Annotated in this window: 22 protein-coding genes and 3 tRNA genes; 22 read left to right on the top strand and 3 right to left on the bottom strand. The window is 62.5% G+C overall.

Annotated features, from left to right (window positions below; all coding sequences use genetic code 11):
- Positions 1-92: 92 nt before the first annotated feature.
- Together GTK01_RS02770 and GTK01_RS02765 are read right to left on the bottom strand one after the other, a co-directional pair.
- Positions 93-872, bottom strand: a complete 780-nt coding sequence (locus GTK01_RS02770; RefSeq protein WP_252924299.1) for an NAD kinase — start codon at positions 870-872, stop codon at positions 93-95.
- Positions 873-953: 81 nt separating this feature from the next.
- Positions 954-1,029 (bottom strand) — tRNA-Thr (locus GTK01_RS02765).
- Positions 1,030-1,371: 342 nt separating this feature from the next.
- Between GTK01_RS02765 and GTK01_RS02760 the strand changes: the two genes are divergently transcribed.
- The 15 genes from GTK01_RS02760 (at position 1,372) to GTK01_RS02695 (ending at position 11,834) form a co-directional block, all read left to right on the top strand.
- Positions 1,372-2,631, top strand: coding sequence for a site-specific integrase (locus GTK01_RS02760; protein WP_252924298.1), 1,260 nt, complete (start codon positions 1,372-1,374; stop codon positions 2,629-2,631).
- Positions 2,628-3,119 carry a hypothetical protein gene (locus GTK01_RS02755; protein WP_252924297.1) on the top strand — a complete coding sequence of 164 codons (492 nt, stop codon included), beginning with the start codon at positions 2,628-2,630 and terminating at the stop codon, positions 3,117-3,119. The genes GTK01_RS02760 and GTK01_RS02755 overlap by 4 nt, the downstream gene beginning before the upstream one ends.
- An 81-nt stretch (positions 3,120-3,200) precedes the next feature.
- Positions 3,201-3,419 (top strand): AlpA family transcriptional regulator, encoded by a 219-nt coding sequence (locus GTK01_RS02750; RefSeq protein ID WP_252924296.1) that lies wholly within the window; start codon positions 3,201-3,203, stop codon positions 3,417-3,419.
- Complete coding sequence (locus GTK01_RS02745; RefSeq protein ID WP_252924295.1) at positions 3,416-3,679, top strand: hypothetical protein; 264 nt, start codon at positions 3,416-3,418, stop codon at positions 3,677-3,679. Before GTK01_RS02750 ends, GTK01_RS02745 begins: the two co-directional genes overlap by 4 nt.
- On the top strand, positions 3,676-3,921 hold the full coding sequence (locus tag GTK01_RS02740; RefSeq protein WP_252924294.1) for a hypothetical protein: 246 nt from the start codon (positions 3,676-3,678) through the stop codon (positions 3,919-3,921). The genes GTK01_RS02745 and GTK01_RS02740 overlap by 4 nt, the downstream gene beginning before the upstream one ends.
- On the top strand, positions 3,918-4,817 hold the full coding sequence (locus GTK01_RS02735) for a hypothetical protein (protein WP_252924293.1): 900 nt from the start codon (positions 3,918-3,920) through the stop codon (positions 4,815-4,817). The genes GTK01_RS02740 and GTK01_RS02735 overlap by 4 nt, the downstream gene beginning before the upstream one ends.
- Positions 4,814-5,410, top strand: coding sequence for a DUF1376 domain-containing protein (locus GTK01_RS02730; protein WP_252924292.1), 597 nt, complete (start codon positions 4,814-4,816; stop codon positions 5,408-5,410). Before GTK01_RS02735 ends, GTK01_RS02730 begins: the two co-directional genes overlap by 4 nt.
- Before the next feature lie 56 nt (positions 5,411-5,466).
- Complete coding sequence (locus GTK01_RS02725) at positions 5,467-6,003, top strand: hypothetical protein (protein ID WP_252924291.1); 537 nt, start codon at positions 5,467-5,469, stop codon at positions 6,001-6,003.
- Positions 6,000-7,601: a terminase large subunit domain-containing protein gene (locus GTK01_RS02720; RefSeq protein ID WP_252924290.1), complete on the top strand. Its 1,602-nt coding sequence runs from the start codon at positions 6,000-6,002 to the stop codon at positions 7,599-7,601. The genes GTK01_RS02725 and GTK01_RS02720 overlap by 4 nt, the downstream gene beginning before the upstream one ends.
- Positions 7,592-7,960 (top strand): HNH endonuclease, encoded by a 369-nt coding sequence (locus GTK01_RS21035; protein WP_371924248.1) that lies wholly within the window; start codon positions 7,592-7,594, stop codon positions 7,958-7,960. Before GTK01_RS02720 ends, GTK01_RS21035 begins: the two co-directional genes overlap by 10 nt.
- Positions 7,945-9,186 carry a phage major capsid protein gene (locus GTK01_RS02715; RefSeq protein ID WP_252924289.1) on the top strand — a complete coding sequence of 414 codons (1,242 nt, stop codon included), beginning with the start codon at positions 7,945-7,947 and terminating at the stop codon, positions 9,184-9,186. The genes GTK01_RS21035 and GTK01_RS02715 overlap by 16 nt, the downstream gene beginning before the upstream one ends.
- A complete protein-coding gene (locus GTK01_RS02710; protein WP_252924288.1) occupies positions 9,186-9,734 on the top strand; it encodes an HK97 family phage prohead protease in 549 nt (182 codons plus the stop codon). Before GTK01_RS02715 ends, GTK01_RS02710 begins: the two co-directional genes overlap by 1 nt.
- Positions 9,735-10,796 (top strand): phage portal protein, encoded by a 1,062-nt coding sequence (locus GTK01_RS02705; protein WP_252924287.1) that lies wholly within the window; start codon positions 9,735-9,737, stop codon positions 10,794-10,796.
- Positions 10,797-10,800: 4 nt separating this feature from the next.
- Positions 10,801-11,337, top strand: coding sequence for a hypothetical protein (locus tag GTK01_RS02700; protein WP_252924286.1), 537 nt, complete (start codon positions 10,801-10,803; stop codon positions 11,335-11,337).
- A complete protein-coding gene (locus GTK01_RS02695) occupies positions 11,331-11,834 on the top strand; it encodes a hypothetical protein (protein WP_252924285.1) in 504 nt (167 codons plus the stop codon). The genes GTK01_RS02700 and GTK01_RS02695 overlap by 7 nt, the downstream gene beginning before the upstream one ends.
- An 87-nt stretch (positions 11,835-11,921) precedes the next feature.
- Here the strand turns inward: GTK01_RS02695 and GTK01_RS02690 are convergent.
- A tRNA-Asn gene (locus GTK01_RS02690) sits at positions 11,922-11,996 on the bottom strand.
- Positions 11,997-12,178: 182 nt separating this feature from the next.
- Between GTK01_RS02690 and GTK01_RS02685 the strand changes: the two genes are divergently transcribed.
- The 7 genes from GTK01_RS02685 (at position 12,179) to GTK01_RS02655 (ending at position 19,991) form a co-directional block, all read left to right on the top strand.
- Positions 12,179-12,466, top strand: a complete 288-nt coding sequence (locus GTK01_RS02685) for a hypothetical protein (RefSeq protein WP_252924284.1) — start codon at positions 12,179-12,181, stop codon at positions 12,464-12,466.
- A 90-nt stretch (positions 12,467-12,556) separates the two neighbouring features.
- A tRNA-Cys gene (locus GTK01_RS02680) sits at positions 12,557-12,630 on the top strand.
- Positions 12,631-12,707: 77 nt separating this feature from the next.
- Positions 12,708-13,382, top strand: a complete 675-nt coding sequence (locus GTK01_RS02675) for a protein-L-isoaspartate O-methyltransferase (RefSeq protein WP_252924283.1) — start codon at positions 12,708-12,710, stop codon at positions 13,380-13,382.
- 215 nt (positions 13,383-13,597) lie between these two features.
- Positions 13,598-14,929 carry a TolC family outer membrane protein gene (locus tag GTK01_RS02670; protein WP_252924282.1) on the top strand — a complete coding sequence of 444 codons (1,332 nt, stop codon included), beginning with the start codon at positions 13,598-13,600 and terminating at the stop codon, positions 14,927-14,929.
- 204 nt (positions 14,930-15,133) lie between these two features.
- Positions 15,134-15,829 carry a PopZ family protein gene (locus GTK01_RS02665; RefSeq protein ID WP_252924281.1) on the top strand — a complete coding sequence of 232 codons (696 nt, stop codon included), beginning with the start codon at positions 15,134-15,136 and terminating at the stop codon, positions 15,827-15,829.
- Between the two features lie 132 nt (positions 15,830-15,961).
- Positions 15,962-18,856 carry a valine--tRNA ligase gene (locus GTK01_RS02660; RefSeq protein WP_252924280.1) on the top strand — a complete coding sequence of 965 codons (2,895 nt, stop codon included), beginning with the start codon at positions 15,962-15,964 and terminating at the stop codon, positions 18,854-18,856.
- A gap of 166 nt (positions 18,857-19,022) precedes the next feature.
- Positions 19,023-19,991 carry a TerC family protein gene (locus GTK01_RS02655; RefSeq protein WP_252924279.1) on the top strand — a complete coding sequence of 323 codons (969 nt, stop codon included), beginning with the start codon at positions 19,023-19,025 and terminating at the stop codon, positions 19,989-19,991.
- The last annotated feature ends 215 nt before the right edge of the window (positions 19,992-20,206 follow it).

Here is a 20,206-nt window from a genome sequence, read left to right as displayed (position 1 = left end):
TGCTGCCGTGGCGTTAAGGCCCAGCCCACCAAATGTCAATCGAATCCGGGCTTTTCAAGCTGTTTTCGTTAACATGAACGCGAATTGGCCATTCAATACCGGAACTGCTCGGCGAGAACGCGTTCGTCCCAGGAATGGCTGGCATCAAAGAGAACGGTCGTGGTGACGTCGCTTGCCTCGCGGACCGTCACCTTGAGGACCGAACGTATCTCGGTGTGGTCCGCAACCGCGTTGACCGGCCTCTTTTCCGCTTCGAGAATGTCGAAGCTGACCGTTGCGCGGTTCGGAAGGAGCGCACCGCGCCAGCGGCGGGGCCGAAACGGGCTGACCGGCGTCAGCGCCAGAAGGGGCGCATCGAGCGGCAGGATCGGGCCGTGGGCGGACAGGTTGTAGGCCGTAGAGCCCGCCGGCGTCGCGACCATCACCCCGTCGCAGACGAGTTCGTCAAGCCGTACCTTGCCGTCGATGGTGATGCGCAGCTTGGCGGCCTGGGCCGACTGGCGAAAGAGCGCGATTTCGTTGATCGCCAGAAGCTTGCTTTCCGGACCTTCAGCAGTCTCGGCGATCATTTCCAGCGGCCGGATCGTTTCGGGCAGGGCGGCGGCGATGCGCTCGCGCAGGTTCGCTTCGCTGAACTCGTTCATCAGGAACCCGACCGTCCCCTTGTTCATGCCGTAGATCGTCTTGCCGGTGCCCATCTGCTCGCGCAGCGTCTGCAGCATGAAACCGTCGCCACCCAGCGCCACGACCACGTCAGCGTCTTCGAGGCTTGTCTGGCCGTAAAGCGCGGCCAGCCGATGGGCAGCCGACTGCGCCTCCTCGGTGGCGGCGCTGACGAAGGCGATCGATTGCGGAAGAGAACGTGAATCCATCAATTGCGCCTAGTCCACCAAATGCCTGCGATCAAGCGGGTAGCATGTTGGAGAGGGCCTGCAAAGCGATGATGGCGGACGTGGTGCCCCCGGCAGGATTTGAACCCGCGACCCCCTGATTACAAATCAGGTGCTCTACCAACTGAGCTACAAGGGCAGTGCCGTGGCAGTACCATAATTGGCGAGCGAGTAAAGTGCCTAGCGGGAGACGCCGGGCTGTTCGCTCTGGCGAGACTGTTCGTCTGCCTGATAAATGGCTCCCCGGGCCGGATTCGAACCAGCGACCAACCGGTTAACAGAGGTTTTCCACTGACATTTGCGGCTACCGCTCGCCATCTCTGGAAACGCTCAAAGCATTGAAAATGCGTCATTAACTCTGTCCTGTCGTTTCGACCCGTGTCGAGACATATCGACAAAGCGCATGTTCTGGCGTACCTATTTCCGTACCTATTGGCAGAAACCGGGTTTTTGACCGGTTCCAGAAAAAAAAGGTACGGGGATGCCGACGATCGAACTGACTGACCGCTTTTGCCAGACCGCCAAGCCCGCCGAGGGCAAACAGACCGACTTTTTCGATACCGTCGTTAAGGGGCTATGCCTGCGCGTCTCGCCAGCCGGCACCCGCGCCTGGAACCTTGTCTACACGAAGCCGGCGGACGGCAAGCGCGCCCGCATGAAGTTGGGCCGCTATCCTGAGATCAAACTTGTGAAGGCCAGAGAGAAGGCTAGAGACGCGCGGGCGGGTATCGGCGAGGGAGCGGACCCAATTGCCGAGAAGCGCGCTCACGCGGCTTCGCAGACCGTTTCCGACCTTGTGGATAACTACATCGCCCGACACGCATCGACGAAGCGCAGCGGCGACGAAATCGCCCGGCGGCTCCGCAAAAACATTTCCGATGTCATCGGGACAATCAAGCTTGCTGATCTCCATCGTCGCGATCTCACTCGCTGCATCGATGCCGTGAAGGATCGAGGCGCACCCGTCGAGGCAAACCGGCTTTTCGAGGACATGCGCGCCATGGTGCGCTGGGCGAAGGGGCGCGGCGATCTCGACGACAATCTTGTCGACGGAATGCGCCGGCCGACCGAGACGAAGGAACGCGACCGCTTCCTCACTGCCGACGAGATTAAGACGCTATGGCTGGCGCTGCCCGATGCCGACATGCGCGAATCAACGCGGCGCATTCTTCGGCTCTGTCTCGTCACCGGGCAACGTGTCGGCGAGATTGCGGGCATGACGCGCGACGAAATCGATCTCGATGCGGCGACGTGGACGATCCCCGCCGACCGCGCCAAGAATGGCCGCGAACATGTCGTGCCGTTGGCGCCCGTTGCCGTGAAGATCATTCGCGATCAGTCGGAGGCCGTCGACGCACTTGCCGAGCGAAAGGACTTGGCGGTCCCTGCATGGGTCTTTCCCGCACCCGGTTTCCGGGCAGCGGTCACGGCAGCATCCGTCCCGAAGGCAGTTAAGCGTCTAGAGGTAGAGGGGACGATCTTCGGAATGGCGCCGTGGACCCCGCACGATCTGCGCAGAACTGCCGCCACGCACATGGAGGAAATCGGGATCAGCCCGTTCATCGTCGGCCATGTGCTGAACCATGTGAGCGTCACCAAGGCCAGCATCACCAGCCGCGTCTATGCTCGCTACACCTATGACCGGGAGAAGCGCGAAGCGCTTGAACTTTGGGCCGATCGGCTCGCCGGCATCATTGACGGCAGAGGCGAGATCGTTCCGATGCGGAGGGGCGCCGCGTGAAGGATTGGCGTGAAGGCGGGCGCATTGTCGAAGCGCAGATGAGGGACCAGTATCAAGCAGTCGCCAAATCCTTGGCTCCGACGATGAAACGTTATCTGAATGAAACATTTTCAGGCGCTCTCGTCCGATGGATCGGTCTCGAACGCAATCCCAATTCCTTGTTGGATTGGTTGAGATCAGATCGGCCAATTGGCCAAGACGACAAGCTTGAACTTGCAGACGCGATTGAGAAGGCCGCACTTGCCGCGCCCACTGCGAAGCGCGGCAGACCGCGAAATCATGATCTGCACAGTGCCGTCTATGCTGCGCAAGTAGTCTATCGGCGCTGGAGGAAGCTTCATGAAGCGAGCGGCTTTGATGATTACGGCATTCGATCGGCGATGAAAGACGAAGCCATCGAGATTGCGTTGCGGCTTGAGGGGCGTGAGAACGTCGATCCTGTTGCAGTAAGAGATTTGTGGGAGAGGCCAGCTTACCGCCAAAAATAGCCGCCCTTTATGGCGTGCCGCTAGCGTTCCGCCCCCGGCAAATTCCTCGCGTGAATACCACTCAACACGCGAGGCTACACCATGACAGACCCGGCTGACGATCTCGTCACCATCACCATTGCCTGCCAGCTTATCGGCGGCAAGGAAACCCCGATCACTCCGTCGACGCTTTACAAGGGCGTCAAAACTGGCCGCTTCCCGGCACCGATCAAGATCGGACCCGGCACGTCCCGCTGGCGCCGTAGCGAAATCCTCGCGATGCTCGACAAGGCCGCTGCCGATCGTGAGGTGGCAGCATGACGGACGCGATCACGAAACTGCGCACCGTCCGCGACGGGCTGGCCGGCATCACCGAACTGCTCTTGGCGGTGCTCGACGATCTCGACGGCGATTGCGATCTGGAAGATACCGACGCGGATCAGGCGGTCGATGACGACCGTTGCGACGAGCGCGATAGCGGCGACGACGAGCCATGGCTTGCCGGGCATCCGACTTGGGGTCACGCAGTCGACCTAGAGCTTGATCCTGCCGAACTCGGCGAACCGGAGGCTGGAATATGAGCGGCCCGCGCGATCTTCGGCGCGGCCGCAAGCCTTTCGAGCAACCCGCCGACAAGATGGATATCGTCGGCGCCAAGTCTCACTTCACGCAGCAACGCTGGGGCAGGGGCTACGCGCTCACGATCCATCGCATCGGCTGTCCGGTCGAGACGGTCCTTTGCGAGACCGAGGCGGAGCTTAACCGCCGCCGCCGAGAACTATCAGACTCCGGCCTGATCGGCGTCAACGAGGTCGGCCGATGACGGATTTAACGGGCACGGCCACTAAACGCTTTCGCCGCACCAAAGCGCAGATTGAGCAAGTCGATCGGCAGATCATCGCAGTGCTGCAGGAAGATCACCCGCAATCGGTTCGCCACGTCTTTTACAGGATGACGGACCCGCGCTTGCCTGAGCCGGTTCCCAAGACCGATAGCGGCCCCGGCAACGGCTATGGCGTCGTGCAGCGGCGCTTGCTCACCCTGCGCGAAACCGGCGCCATCCCGTATAGCTGGATCACCGACGCAACCCGTCGCGGCTATTTCGTCAACACCTACCGGAGCGCGGGCGATTTCCTGCGCACGGTTGCCGGCCATTACCGCGCCGATCTCTGGCAGCAATCGCACTTCTATTGCGAGGTCTGGGTGGAGTCGCGTTCGATCGCGGGCGTGGTGCAGGAAACGTGCGAGGAATTGGCCGTCAGCCTTTATCCTGCCGGCGGCTTCACAAGCTGGACCCTGGCCTATCAGGCGGCGGAATATATTAATCAGGACGCGCGCGGCCGTGATTGCGTCATCCTCTACATCGGCGATTATGACCCGGCTGGCGTCCTGATCGACAAGGCGATCGAGCGGGAATTGCGCAAGCATCTCGATCCCGGAATCAAGCTGCATTTCTGGCGTCTCGGCATCACCGAGGAACAGATCGAGCGCTACGATCTTCCAACGAAGCCCCGGAAGGCCAACGACAAGCGTTCGCAGCATATTGTGGAGACTGTCGAGGCCGAGGCCATGCCCGCGAATGTTCTGCGGCACATGCTCTGGGAGTGCATCGAGAACTTGCTGCCAGACGGCGCGCTCGCAGTCGCCAAAACAGCCGAGGCGTCCGAGCGGGCGCACATCGAGCGCATGGCCGAGATCATGGCGGGAGGCGCCGAATGACGGTTCTTCCGTTTATCTCGCAAAGCTGCGGCGACGTATTGTCGGAAACCTCGCACCTGTCGGCGGAGGAATTTGGCGTCTATCAGCTTTTGTCGTTCGCGTTCTGGCAGCACGGCGCCTTGCCCGATGACGATAACCGTCTCGCTCGCATCGCCCGCGTCACCCCGGAACGATGGGCCGATCTGCGCGACACGATGATGGAATTGTTCGGCGTCGACTGGACACCGGAACGGCTCGCCAAGCGTCGACACGAAGTCGAGGCCGCGCACATAGCCAATGTTCGGAAGGGCAAGAAGGGCGCTCGCAAGCGTTGGGAGAAGGAAGCCGAGCAGGATAGCCCAACCAATAGCCCGGCTAATAGTTGGGCCAATGGCAATTATAACCATATCCATAGTCCGCCGGGCCACGAAGGAAAGGCACTGCCCTATACACACACGCGCGCGAGAGACGAACTAATTCCGGCTCCCCGTTCAGAAGCCGAAGGACTGCAAATCCTGCAGAAAAATGGCGTCTTCCCCGGCGACTTCGATGCCCTGATGCCAAGGCTGATGAAGGGCGAATTGCGTCAATCAGAGGTGGATGAACTGGCCTAGTCGTTGCAAATTAGTGAACGACATGCGATATATTGTTCACTAATTGGAAACGACCCATGGCCTATGTGCGCATCCCGGCTGCAGCAACAGACGCCTTTGACCTTGACGCTCTGAAGCTGCATTCCAATACCGTCGCTTGGGATGGCGACGGCGACATCATTCAAGATCAGGAAGATGCAGCCCTTGTCCTGATGGGCCGGGCATCCGCTGCCGAGGTCGAGGCATATTGCGACATCGCGCTGTTGAGGCAGACCATTGTCGTCGACATAGCTGCAGGCGATCCCGTCATCCTGCCAGTCGGCCCGCTCGCACCTGATGCAGTCGTCACCATTGACGGCGAGCCTATCATCGGCGCCGTCACGGCAGGCCGCTATCCTGTCCTGACATTTCCCGACGACATCACCGGCACTGTCACCGTGACTTATACGGCAGGCTATGCCGACGACCCTGCCGATATCCCGGCCGATCTACAACTCGCCATTCTCGACAACGCGACGAAGCTGTTCGATCTGCGTGGCAGTGGTGAAGGGCAACAGGGATTGTCCATCGCCGCCGCCCGCATCTGCGCCCGATATCGACGAGTGCGGACATGACGAAGCGCAAGTCGTCATCTGGTCCCAATGCCCGGAAATCCTCGAAACAGGGGGACCGGCGGCGGACTGACTTTTGCGCGCGTTCCGAAGACGTTGCCGATCGCACCGTCGCATTCATCCGATCTCTGCGTATTCCCGAAGGCCCGTTGCACGGCCAAAACTTTGATCTCGCGCCCTTCCAAGAGAAGTTCATTCGCGGCCTGCTCGACGTCGACATCATGACGGCGATGCTTTCCGTTGGTCGCGGCCAAGGCAAGTCGATGATTTCCGCCGCGCTGGCGCTGGCGCATGTCATGGGCATCAGCGACCCGCAGCCGCGCCGGCAGGCCATCATCGCCGCCCGCGTGAAAGAACAAGCCCGGATTTCATGGGAATATGTGCAGGCCATCGTCGGCTTGATGCCCGCCGAGGAACAAGCCCGCTTCACGTTCCGGCAAGCGCCGAGACTAGAAATCAGCTACGAAGGCGATGGCGACGGCATGATCCGCGCAGTTGCGGCGGACGCCAAGAACCTGTTGGGCTTGTCGCCGACACTGATCATCGAAGACGAGTTCGGCCACTGGCACCCCGAAAAGGGGATGCAGCTTCATTCCGCGCTTGAGACGTCCGCCGGCAAGAGGCAGGCGAAGACGATCGTCATCTCGACAAGCGCCAGCGACGACACGCACCCGTTTTCGCAGATGCTCGACTCCCCGCCGCCGCATTCCTTCATCATCGAATGCCGGGCGCCGCTCGGAATGCCGGCGGACGATCTCGACGGCTTGAAGGCCGCTAACCCCGGTTCCGAGTTCGGCATCGGTCCCTCGCTCGAATGGCTGCAGGAACAAGCTCGCGTTGCAATCCAGCGCGGCGGGCAGGCGCTCACCGGCTTCCGGCTCTACAGCCTGAATCAGCGTGTCTCGGATGTCGGCAAAGCCCAACTGATCACAGCTGACGAGTGGCAATCTTGCGAGGTCGGCGAGATGCCACCGCGCGAAGGCGAGTGCATTGTCGGGCTGGACCTTGGCGGATCGCGCAGCATGTCGGCCGTCGCGCTCTACTGGTATCGCACCGGCCGCTTGGAGGTGCAGGGCGCATTCCCTCAAAAGCCCGGCCTTGCTGATCGCGGCGAAGCTGACGGCGTGAAGGATCGCTATCTGCAGATGGCCGATCGCGGCGAACTGCTCACCACCGGCGAAAGCACGGTTCAGGTCGGGCCGTGGCTGCGCAGAATTTGGGACGATCTTGTCCGCGATGCCGATGTCCGCGCGATTGTGTGTGACCGTTACCGGCAGGCCGAATTGATGGACGCCATGGCAGCGGCCGGCATTCGCGTCCCGATTGTCTTTCGCGGCCAAGGCTTCCGCGATGGCGGGCAGGATGTCGAGGGCTTCCGGAAGGCGGTCTTCGATGGCGAAATCGCGACGACACCCTCGCTGCTACTCCGATCCGCTGCCGCCGATGCGCTCGTCGTCGTTGATGACGCCTTGAATGCCAAGGTGACGAAGATGCGCAGTTTGGGACGCATCGACGCCATTTCCGCATCGATCCTGGCCGTCGCCGAAGGGCAGCGCCGCAAGGCTGCACCGGCCCGGAAAGCGAGGCTCGAATGGCTGTGATCGACGACTATAAGCGCCACTCCCGCCGCGTGACGCGAACGAAGCGCTGGCAAGTCCTTCGCCATGAAATCCTAGAGCGCGACGGCTGGGCTTGTGTCGATTGCGGCACCCGGCGCGGGCGCCTTGAGATCGATCATGTGAAGGCGGTTCGCAGCCGGCCGGACCTTGCATTCGCGGCGGACAATCTCGCGACCCGCTGCTCGCGCTGCCATTCCGCGAAAACCCGGATCGAGGTGGGCTGGTCGCCTGTCTTCGAAAGTCCCGATCGTGACGATTGGGCGAATGCCGTTGCCGAATTGGCGACGGGAAACGCAACCCCGGCATCGGCAAAGGAGAAAATGACATGCTGGAATCCGTGAAAATTCAGAAGCGTCAGAGCGAAGTGCGTCAGCAACTGGCGGCGTTGGTCGGTAAGGACAAGCCGGACGAAACAGAACTGCGATCCATGTCCGATCTGGACAAGGAATATGGAGTGCTGGAGCAACGTTACCGAGCGGCGCTGATCAGCGAAGATCAGGAACGGCGCGACGCTGGCGCTGATCTCGAAACCCGTTCGGATCGTGAATGGTCGGAACTGGTCGGAAAGTTCGAACTGCGTCAGGTCGCGTTTGCGCTTGATGAAGGTCGGGCGCTTGAAGGTGCGACGCGGGAAATCGTCGAGGAAATGCGGGCGAAGGGCGGCTATCAGGGCATCCCGATCCCGCTTGCGGCTCTGGAAACCCGCGCTGGCGAGACCGTCGCGGCGGACGTTCCGAACCCGAAGTCTATCCGCCCGATCATCGATCGGCTGTTCCCGTCTTCCGTGGCGTCGAAACTGGGTATCCAGTCGATCAACATCGTGTCCGGCGAACTCGCCTTCCCGGTAGCGACCGCCGGCGCGGTCTTCGGATGGCAGGCGAATGAACTCGCCAATGTCGGCGCGGCATCGGAATATCAGACTGCCGAGCGCAGCTTGAACCCCGATCACACCGGCGGCGCGCAAATGGTCATCAGCCGCAAGGCGCTAAAGCAGTCGGGCGAAGGGCTGGAAGCGGCCATCCGTCGCGATCTGAATGCGGTCATCGGCGCCGAACTTGATCGTGTCGTCGTCAATGGTTCTGGCGCTGCAGGCGAACCGCTCGGCATCATCCCCGGCGCGGCAACCTACGGCATCGCGTCCACGGCAGTCGGCTCCACCGCAACCTGGGCCGCGTTCCGGGCCGAAGTCGTCGCCTTCATGACCGCCAACGCGATCTCGGCAGCGTCACAGGTCAATCTGGCGTTTGATCCGACGATCTGGGCCGAACTCGACGAGGCGCTTATCACCGGCACGGCCGTCAGCGAGTGGGATCGCCTGACGAAGCATGTCGGCACCCCGGCGATTTCCAATGTGATCCCGGCAGAAACGGCCATCATGACGGCGAATGTTCAGGGCGTTCCGCCCGGCGTGCTCGGCGTATATGGCGGCGTCGATTTGATCAGGGACGTTTACACAAAAGCGGCTTCTGGCGCCCTTGTCCTCACTGGTCTGGTCACGGCGGACTTTACCGTTCCGCGCGGCCTGCAGACGCGCATCCTGACCGGCATCGGCGAGGTCACGCCATAATGCTCTGGGGATCGTCGCACGGCGCATTGGAACTGCGCACCGAGGGCGGGGCAACCCACCTTCGCGCGACGTTCCCCTATGGCGTCGAAACCGAACTGGCAGAGGGGCGGCTTGAAGTCGTCGCCCCTCGCGCCTTCGCGGGCCGGATCGAAGCGGGCGAAGACATTCACCTGCTTTCCGGTCACGATTACAACAAGCCGCTCGCGTCCCGCGCGGCCGGCACCCTGCAGCTTTCCGACACCGATCAGGCGCTCACGATCGAGGCCACGATCGACGGCTCGACATCATGGGCGCGTGACTTCCTTGCCGCTCATGCCGCCGGTCTCATTCGCGGCCTGTCGCCCGGCTTCCGCGTCCGCTCCGGCGGCGAACGGATCGAACGTCGCTCAAAGGGCTTGCTGCGCACCGTCACGGCGGCGGCGCTGTTCGAGATCAGCGCCGTCACCCGCCCGGCCTATCCCGCCGCGCAGATCGAGGCGCGAAGCTGGGACGCCGCAAAAGACGACAACTTGTCATCTTTCCACCCGCTCAATCGCTGGAGGCTGTAAATGGGAATGCTCGACATCTTCCGGCGCAAGCCCGTCGAAACCCGCTCTGTCCCGGTCGGCTACACCGCCGCGCTGATGGCGGCGCGCGAAAGCTGGATCAGCGGACATTCCGGTCTCGCCGAGATCACGGCAGCGGTTCAAACCTCTGTCTCGCTCTGGGAAAGCGGCCTAGCGCTTGCGGACGTGACCGGCACCGATCTTCTGACCCGTCGCACCATGGCGATGACGGCGCGCTCGCTGGCCTTGCGCGGCGAAGTCGTCTTCCTGATCGCCGATCGGCTCATCCCGGCAACCGATTGGGATATGTCGACGAGGTTCGGCGAACCGCGCGCCTATCGCATCAGCGTCCCGGAAATCGGCGGCGGTCGATCCCAGACCGCGCTTGCGGCCGAAGTCCTGCACTTTCGCATCGGCGTCGACCCGTCAACGCCATGGGCCGGATCAGCACCCTTGCGCCGCGCTCGCCTGTCGGCGGAATTGCTGGAGGAAGTCGAAACCGCCTTGCGCGATGTCTTTCGCGAGGCGCCGCTAGGTTCGCAGATCGTCCCGGTTCCCGAAGGCACGGCCGACGACATGGCCGCGATGCGGGCCGGCTTTCGCGGGCGCCGTGGCGCAACGCTCGTCATCGAGGGCGTAGCGCAATCGGTCGGGGCAGGGATGCACCCGCAACTCGGCAAGTCGCCAGATCAGCTATCGCCCGATCTGCAGCGCACCCTAGCCGACAAGCTGCTCACAAGCGCCAAGGGAGAGGTCTACGGCGTCTTCGGCGTCCTGCCCGGTCTGGTGAACCCCGCGACCACCGGCCCGCTTGTGCGGGAAGCGCAGCGGCACCTGGCGCAGCTTGTTCTGCAGCCGATCGCCAACATCATGGCCGAGGAAGTGACCGACAAGATCGGCAGCGAGGTCGCGATCGACGTGGTGCGGCCGATGCAGGCATTCGACCACGGCGGCAAGGCCCGCGCCGTCTCGACAATGCTGCAGGCGATGGCAACCGCAAAGGAGGCTGGACTGGACCCCGCGACCGTAAAGGACGCGATGCAGTTCATCGATTGGGCGGAGTAATGCGATGCTCTACATGGACGAGGCGACCCGCCGCCGGCTTCTAGGCATTCAACGGGCATGGCAGACGAACAACACCGTTGCCGTCGCTGCCAAGCCCAAGGTTCGCAAGATCAATCGCGACAAGCGGCGCCATCTCGTCGATCTCGTCGCCACCGTCCTGAAATCTGGCGAAGCATCGCCCTTCGCATTCGAGGCGACTTGCCGTCACGCCATCCGAACGCGGCTCTGTCTCAATAGCTGGCGCTGGCAGGAAGCCGATCTACTCGCTGCCGATATCGTCGAGGAAGCCTTGCGCCGCATTGGCGCTCGTCGGCCGACATGGGCGGAAGGCCAGCCCGAATATGTGCAGAATGGCGGCGGCGCCCTTATCGAGCGCACCCGGTGCGTTCGCTGCCATGGCCCGCTTGAAGGCGATCACCGCAAGTTCTGCAGTTCGATCTGCGCCAACGCGCATCACGGCTTTGTCTCTGCCGTCCGCGAAGCCGAGGAAGCCGTCGCTTATGACCGCGTGGTGCAATACGGAAGCCGCGCGAAATGTTGACGCTGGACGATCTCAAAGGCCCCGAATGCCCGCGCTGCGGAGCATCCCTTGAGGGCAAGAGGGCGGATGCGGTTTTCTGCAGCTACGAATGTTTCATGGCCGACTATGCCGATATCCAGAAGGCGGCGATTCGCGAGGCCAAGCGCGGTCGCAAATGTGCGCACTGCACTGGCGAGATATCCGTCGAGAAGAACTCGAAAGCCATCTATTGCAGCAACCTATGCCAACAACGCGCCTGCCATGAGGTTCGGCGCACCCGGTTTCCCGGCACATGCCAGATCTGTGGCGACGACTTCAACGGCCACAATGCGCGTCAGAAATACTGCAGCCCACGCTGCCGGGCGAAGTCCGGGCTTGCCGTCCGCGCGTTGAAATGGAAACCGAAAATGACGTGCGAACGATGCGGAACGCCATTCGCACAAAGGCCAAACGGCAAACATTGCAGCCAAAAATGCCGAATGCTCGCGAACGCGGAGAGACGGGCAGAGCGTACCTAACCGCCTAGCGAAACCGCCATCCGTACCTATGCCGTACCTTTTGGATTTTTGTACCTTTCCAGACCTGCGCTAAGTCCTTGGAAAGGCTGGCTCCCCGGGCCGGATTCGAACCAGCGACCAACCGGTTAACAGCCGGTTGCTCTACCACTGAGCTACCGGGGAACGATGCTCGTGAGAACGAGCGTGCCTATAGCAAACAGTTTTTCGATTTGCAAAGCGGATCGTGCCAAAAACGCCATCAAAAGTGGATCGATCCGGCGCAAAGGGCGTTACGATGCGGAACTTTGCCAGCGGAATTCGGGGGTTAGCCCCGAAACTGCCCCAATCTATCCTAGATGAGAGAAATGATACGCACCCTTGAGGACGCGCCGATGGGCGAACCTGAATTCCAGCAACGCATTTCGCTGTTCGGTCGGCACATTCCGCTGCCGCAGTCCCGCCTGTTGCGGATTTCGATCGGTTTTCTTCTGCTGGTAGGCGGCGTCTTCGGCTTCCTGCCGATTTTGGGCTTCTGGATGGTGCCGCTCGGCATTTTGGTGCTCTCCTACGAGTTCGCGATGGTTCGCCGCTGGCGCCGCCGCTCAACCGTCTGGTGGCGCAGCCGCAACGGGCGGCGCGATCGGGGTCAGTGATTGTCCTTGGGGCAGGGGCAAACGACAACTCACCAGTTGACAGGCGGGCGCGGCCCAACCTAATGGATCGCCAGGGCGCGACGCCCGGATGGCCTCGTGGCGGAGTGGTTACGCAGAGGACTGCAAATCCTTGCACCCCGGTTCGATTCCGGGCGAGGCCTCCACTGGCGCGCCACGATGCGCCCGCAGGGCGTGAATGCAGGCGCCGCGATGCGGCAATGTTAGCGCGGGCAGGGCGGCCATGACTTCCGATTATGCAGTGCAGCGACGCAAGATGGTCGACGGGCAGTTGCGCACCACCGACGTTTCGGACGTTGCCGTGCTCGATGCCATGGCGAGCGTTGCGCGCGAGGAATTTGTCCCAGGCCGCAAAAAATCGCTCGCCTATATCGACGAAGACATCGAAATCGCGCCGGCGCGCAAGGATGCGCCCGCGCGCTTCCTGATGGAGCCGTCGCCGTTTGGAAAGCTCCTGCAACTCGCAGAGATACGCCCGGATGACTTCATCCTCGACGTGGGAGCTGGCACCGGCTATTCGGCGGCCATCCTGTCGCGGATCGGCAGTTCGGTGATCGCTCTCGAAAGCGATCCGGATCTCGCGGCTGCGGCGACCGACACCCTCAGCCGGCTCGGCTTCGACAATGTTGCCGTTGTCGAAGGTGCGCTTGCCGAAGGGCTTCCTTCCGAGGCGCCTTTCGACGTGATCGTCATCGAGGGGGCAGTCGATGAGATTCCGACCTCGCTTTTTGACCAGATGAAAGAGGGCGGGCGTCTGGTCGCCGTCCTCGGCCACGGCAATGCCGGCAAGGCGACGTTGTTCCTGAAAGAGAACGGAATCATCGCCACGCGCCGCGCGTTCAATTCGGCGATCAAGCCTCTGGTCGAGTTCCAGCGGATTCCATCCTTCGAATTTTGACCGAAAGCCTGTTACCAATCTGCAACCTCTCGGCAGGGTTTCTTCGCTATCTTCTAAAGTCTGTAGCTAGTGTCTCCGGTCGAATCGGATATCGCTTGTGCGGTTTTGTGCGAACCGGCCCTTCCAGGGCCTCCGCACATATCTTGAGAGGGTGGTCGCTCGTGTTCCCAATTCGCCGTTTCCTGTTGTCTGCCGCGTTTGCCTCCACGGCATTGATGGCCGCCCTTCCGGCCAATGCTGAGACGATCCTGGGGGCGCTGGCCAAGGCCTATGAAAACAATGCAAGCCTGAATTCGGCCCGCGCCGGTGTCCGCATCACGGATGAGACGGTGCCGATCGCCAAGTCGGGCTGGCGTCCCACGGTCGGCGGCAGCGGCCAGATCAACTACCAGACCCAGTCGGGCACCGACATCTTCACAGGGTCCTTCGGCGTGTCGATCCAGCAGTCGCTGTTCGACGGCTTCCAGACGACGAACAACGTCCGATCGGCCGAGGCGAATGTGCGCGCGTCCCAGCAATCGCTGCGCAACACCGAGCAGAACATCCTGTTCAATGCCGCCAGCGCCTACATGGACATCATCCGGGACCGGCAGATTGCCGCCTTGCAGGAGCGCAACCTCGACTTCCTCGGCGAACAGGTGCGAGCCGCCAATTCGCGCTTCGAGGTCGGCGAAGGCACGCGCACCGACGTCGCGCAGGCTGATGCGAGCCGCGCTTCGGCCATCGCGCAGCTCGCCGCCGCGCGTGCGCAGGTTCAGGCGAGTGCCGCGCTCTATCGGCAGATCGTCGGCGAAGACCCGTCCAGCCTCAACGCCGCCGGTCCGCTGACCAACCTTTTGCCGCCGAGCCTCGATGCCGCCTATACGCTTGCCGCCACTCAGCACCCGGCGATCCTGGCGACGCAGCACCTCGTCGATGCGGCGGGCTTCTCGGTCAAGGCGGCCGAGGGCGCGCTCCTGCCGTCGATCACCGCATCGGCGGGCGTCTCGTCCACCTACACGGATCGTCAGGTTTCCGGTCTTCCAGGTGTTGGCGTCACGTCGGGATCCGAGACCACAAACTCGGCCAATGTCGGCATCAACCTGACCATCCCCATCTATCAGGGCGGACGCGTGTCGGGTCTCGTTCGCCAGTCGAAGGAGCAACTTGGCCAGGCGCGAATCGAAGTCGACGTAACGCGCGACCAGGTGCGGCAGGCGGTGACGGCGGCGTGGACGCAGTACATCGCAGCCCGTGAAGCCTCGTCGGCCAACCGACAGCTCGTCTCTGCCGCGCAGCTTGCACTCAACGGCGTCAGCGAGGAGCGGAACGTCGGCCAGCGCACCACGCTCGATGTGCTGAATGCGCAGGCGGACGTAATCAACGCCCAGATCAATCTGGCAAGTTCCGAACGCGACGTCGTCGTGGCGAGCTACGCGATCCTCTCGGCGGCCGGGCGCCTGACGGCTGCCAATCTCGGCCTGGCCGTTACGCTCCACCATCCGGAAGAGCATTACGACGCGGTCAAGGACAAGTGGTACGGCACGCGCACGCCGGACGGCCGCTGAGGCGGATTGCAGTTCGAGCATCGGAGCAATCCGAAATCGAACTCCGCGACCGGCCCTATGCTTTTGGAATCAAAGCTGTGTAAAGCTTCGTGATCAGGCCCCGGGGGATTCTCTCTCCCGGGGCTTGCCGTTACTCTACCCGTGATTCGTCGCCAGACTGTTCGGCGTGGGCGACGTGAACAGGCCGCAAGGCACGGGGCGAAAATGGCACAGGCGTCTTCAGCACAGCGTGAACCCTCGATGGAGGAAATCCTCGCATCGATCCGGCGGATCATCGAGGACAGCGATACGGGCAAGAAGCCCTCTGCCTTCGAGCGCTCCTCCGCTACGCACCCGGTGCTGGATGATCCGGATGAGCCACTGCTCGAGCCCGCCAATTCCGACGTCGTTTCCTTCCTGCGTCCCGCAGACATTGCCGCATCCGAGGCTGTCGATCGGGAAGACGTCACGTCGTCCTTCTCGCCCGAGGTTACGGACGAGCCGGCAGCCACTGAAACTGCGTCCGAACCGCTGGCCCAGACCTCGCCCATCGACGACGAGGCAAACGCATTTGATCTTCCGGAGGATTTCGCGGCTGAATTCGAGGAATTGCAGGCCGCGCTCGAACAGGAAGCGCAGATGGCGAGCGAGCCTGTCGCGCCGGCCGGGTCGCTTGATGAACCCGTCCCAGCCGCGCCCCGCGCCCCGCTCGTTTCGGAAAATACCGGCCGTCAGGTCGCCGCCGCCTTCGGGGAACTGACCGACGCCTTTGCCGCCACGCGCCGCAAGAGCTTCGACGAGATGGCCGAGGAAATGCTGCGCCCCATGCTGCAGGAATGGCTCGACGACAATCTGCCGACGCTGGTCGAGCGGCTCGTGCGCGAGGAAATCGAGCGCGTGGCGCGCGGCGGCACCCGCTAGGAGGTCGGACCGAAAAGCGGATCGGGGCTTTCGGACCGGTCCGATCTTGCGCCGACGGCGAGCGCAGTTGACTTGGCTTTTGCCTTCCGGTTTACCGTCCGCACGAAACGCCTGAACGAGCGGACATTTCCCATGCTTGAGAAGACCTACGACGCCAAGGCCGTCGAGCCGAAGATCGCCAGCCTTTGGGAGGAGGAAGACGCCTTCCGCGCGGGTGCCGGCTCCAAGCCGGGCGCCGAAGCCTTCACGATCGTCATTCCGCCGCCAAACGTGACCGGCTCGCTCCATATGGGGCATGCGCTCAACAACACGCTGCAGGACATCCTCGTGCGCTTCGAGCGCATGCGCGGGAAGAACGTGCTTTGGCAGCCGGGCATGGACCATGCAGGCATCGCGACGCAAATGGTCGTCGAGCGCCAGCTCGCCGAAATGGGTCTCTCGCGACGCGACATGGGACGGGAGGAATTCGTCTCGCGCGTCTGGTCGTGGAAGGAGCAGTCTGGCGGCTCGATCATCCACCAGTTGAAGCGCCTCGGCGCTTCGTGCGACTGGGCGCGCGAGCGCTTTACCATGGACGAGGGCCTGTCGAAGGCCGTCATCGAAGTGTTCGTTACGCTCTACAAGGAAGGCCTGATCTATCGCGGCAAGCGGCTCGTCAATTGGGACCCCAAATTCGAGACCGCGATCTCCGACCTCGAAGTCGAGAACCGCGAAGTCGACGGCCATATGTGGCACTTCAAATATCCGCTGGCCGGCGGCGAAACCTATGAATATGTCGAGAAGGACGCGGACGGCAATGTCGTCCTGCGCGAAACGCGCGACTATATCTCCATCGCCACAACGCGTCCGGAGACGATGCTGGGCGACGGCGCCGTGGCGGTTCATCCGTCCGACGAGCGCTATGCGCCCCTCGTCGGCAAGCTGTGCGAAATCCCGGTCGGGCCGAAAGAGCACCGCCGGCTGATCCCGATCATCACCGACGAATATCCGGACCCGACTTTCGGCTCGGGCGTGGTGAAGATCACCGGCGCGCACGATTTCAACGACTATCAGGTCGCCAAGCGCAACGGCATACCGCTATACCGGCTGATGGACCTGACGGCGGCGATGCGCGCTGACGGCGAAGATTATGCGACCTGCGCCGCGCAGGCCGCCGAGATCGTAAGGACCGGCCGCCTGCCGGACGAGGCGACGGTCGACGAGATCAATCTCGTTCCCGACGAGTATCGCGGCCTCGACCGCTACGAGGCGCGCGAGCGGATCATCGCCCAGATCAATGCCGAAGGGCTTGCTGTCATGACGACGGACGGGGAGGGCAATGCCGTCCCCCTCGTCGACAATCGCAAGATTACGCAGCCTTTCGGCGACCGTTCGGGCGTGGTCATCGAGCCGATGCTGACGGACCAGTGGTTCGCCGACGCCAAGACCCTCGCCGAGCCGGCGATCGAGGCCGTGCGCGACGGGCGAACCAAGTTTGTCCCCAAGAATTGGGAAAAGACCTATTTCGAGTGGATGGAGAACATTCAGCCATGGTGCGTCTCGCGCCAGCTGTGGTGGGGTCACCAGATTCCCGCCTGGTACGGGCCGGACGGAACGGTCTTCGTCGAAAAGGACGAGGAGTTGGCGCTCGAGGCGGCAATCCAGCACTACATCGCCCATGAAGGTCCGTGGAAGGCCTGGGTCGAGGACAAGCTGGAAAACTATCAGCCCGGCGAGATCCTGACCCGCGACGAGGACGTGCTCGACACCTGGTTCTCGTCCGCGCTGTGGCCGTTCTCGACGCTCGGCTGGCCGGACAAGACCCCTGACCTCAAGACCTACTACCAGACTGACGTGCTGGTAACCGGGTTCGACATCATTTTCTTCTGGGTTGCCCGAATGATGATGATGGGTCTTCACTTCATGGATGAGGAACCGTTCCATACGGTTTACGTCCATGCGCTGGTTCGCGACAAGAACGGGGCCAAGATGTCGAAGTCCAAGGGCAACGTCATCGACCCGCTCGACTTGATCGAGGAATACGGCGCCGACGCGCTGCGGTTCACGCTTGCGATCATGGCAGCGCAGGGGCGCGACGTGCGGCTCGACCCTGCGCGCGTCGCCGGCTACCGCAATTTCGGCACCAAGCTTTGGAACGCCACGCGCTTTGCGGAGATGAATGGCGCGGCGCTCGATCCCGACTTCAGCCCGCAGGATGCGACGCTGACGGTCAACCGGTGGATCCTGACCGAGCTTTCCCGCGCGACCGAGGCCGTCACCGAGGGCATCACATCCTACCGGTTCAACGAGGCATCGGCAGCGGCCTATCGCTTCGTCTGGAACCAGGTGTGCGACTGGTATCTGGAACTCCTGAAGCCGGTGTTTATGGGCGAGGACGAGGCGGCGAAGGCCGAAAGCCAGAAGGTTGCGGCTTATGTCCTGTCGCAGACCTATAAGCTGCTCCACCCCTTCATGCCCTACATGACCGAAGAGCTATGGGCGCATACGGCGACGCGCGACACGCTGCTTTGCCACGCCGACTGGCCGAAGCCCGATTTCGAGGACGCGGACGCTGCGGCCGAGATCAACTGGCTGATCGACATCGTCTCGGGCATCCGCTCCGTTCGCTCCGAGATGAACGTGCCGCCGGCCGCGATCGCGCCGCTGGTGGTCGTCGGCGGCAATTCGGCGACGCGCGAGCGGCTCGGCCGGCACGAACCGGCGATCCGGCGCCTGGCGCGTGTCGGCGATATCGGCTTTGCCGCCGAGGCGCCCAAGGGCGCGGCACAGATCGTGGTCGGCGAGGCGACGGCGTGCCTGCCGCTCGGCGACCTGATCGACCTTCAGGCGGAAGCCGCGCGGCTGTCCAAGGAGATCGCCAAGCTCGACGGCGAAGCGCTGCGCATCGAAAAGAAGCTGTCCAACGAAAAGTTCGTCGCCAATGCGCCGGAGGAGATCGTTGCGGCAGAGCGTGAAAAGCTTGCCGAATTCCGCGATGCGAAGGTGAAACTGGAAACCGCCCTTGCGCGGGTTCGCGACGCTGCCTAGCTGAAAACGGTCGATTAATGCGCGCGGCATCTTGTATGTCGCGCGCTTCAAGCGCATTTTGGTCCTCGTCACACGGGCCGGGCCCCTCTGGCAGGCGAGGCGTCGCCTGCGATGTCGGACCGATCGACGACGCGCGGACGCAGCGCTACCCGAAAAATCCGAACCGATGTTTGACCACGAGTGGCTCTGGCCCGGATTCTTGGCGTTCGTCGCCTTGATTCTCTTCTTCGACCTCTTCGTCCTTCACAAGAAGGACCACGTCATTTCCACCCGCGAAGCGCTTTTGACCGTGGGCGGCTACGTCTCCCTGGCGATGCTCTTCGCCGCGAGCATCTTCTATTTCGAGGGCCGCCAGCGCGGCTCCGAGTTCCTGACGGGCTATCTCGTCGAACAGGCCCTGTCGCTCGACAACATCTTCGTTATCGCGCTCATCTTCGCGTACTTCAAAGTGCCTCAGGAAGCGCAGTACCGCGTGCTTTTCTACGGCATTGTCGGCGCGATCGTGATGCGGCTGTCGCTGATCGTGCCGGGGGTCCATCTTGTCGACCAGTTCTGGTGGGTGGGCGCGCTGCTCGGCGTCGTGCTTCTCATTTCGGGCTACAAGATGATGACCTCGGATGGCGAAATGGCCGACCCGGGCAACAGCCGTGTCGTCAAATGGCTGCGGTCCACCGGCCGCGTCACAGACGAGTATGAAGGCTCGAAATTCCTGACGCGCCGAAACGGCGTCCTGTTCATGACGCCGCTGTTCCTGGTCCTCGTCACGGTCGAGGTCACCGACCTGGTCTTCGCGATCGACTCGATCCCGGCCGTCCTTGCGATCTCGAACGACCCGTTCATCGTGTTTTCGTCGAACGTTTTCGCGATCATGGGCTTGCGCGCGCTGTTCTTCGTGCTGTCGGGCATGATGCGGGAGTTCCGTTTCCTCAAGCACGGCCTGTCCCTGGTGCTGATCTTCGTCGGCGGCAAGATGATCGTCCAGCACTGGTACAAACTGCCGTCTGAAATCTCGCTCAGCGTCGTGGCTGCCCTGATCCTCGGCTCGGTGCTCCTGTCCTGGCTGATCAAGGAGGGCGACAGCGAAGAAACGCCGGAACACCTTGCCGCGGTCGACAGGACGAAACACGGCGAATAGCGCCAAACGTCGATAATGAATCGTTATTGAAGCAAATCGCGTCCTTCGGGGCGCGATTTGTGTTTTTGGCGCAACACTTCGGCAACCCGTTCCAGGCTATAGACGGGTCTGGGAAGGCCGCGCCCATTTCCCGCCATAAACCGGGCGCAGGCCAAATGCTGAATTTCCGACGGCGCGTTCGCGTCCAACGGGAGCAAGCCGCCCGCCCGGGATGG

This window comes from Aliihoeflea sp. 40Bstr573, assembly GCF_024105655.1.
GTDB lineage: Bacteria > Pseudomonadota > Alphaproteobacteria > Rhizobiales > Rhizobiaceae > Aliihoeflea.
Note: the sequence above shows the minus strand (reverse complement) of the source record. Positions and strands in the feature narration are given on the sequence as shown.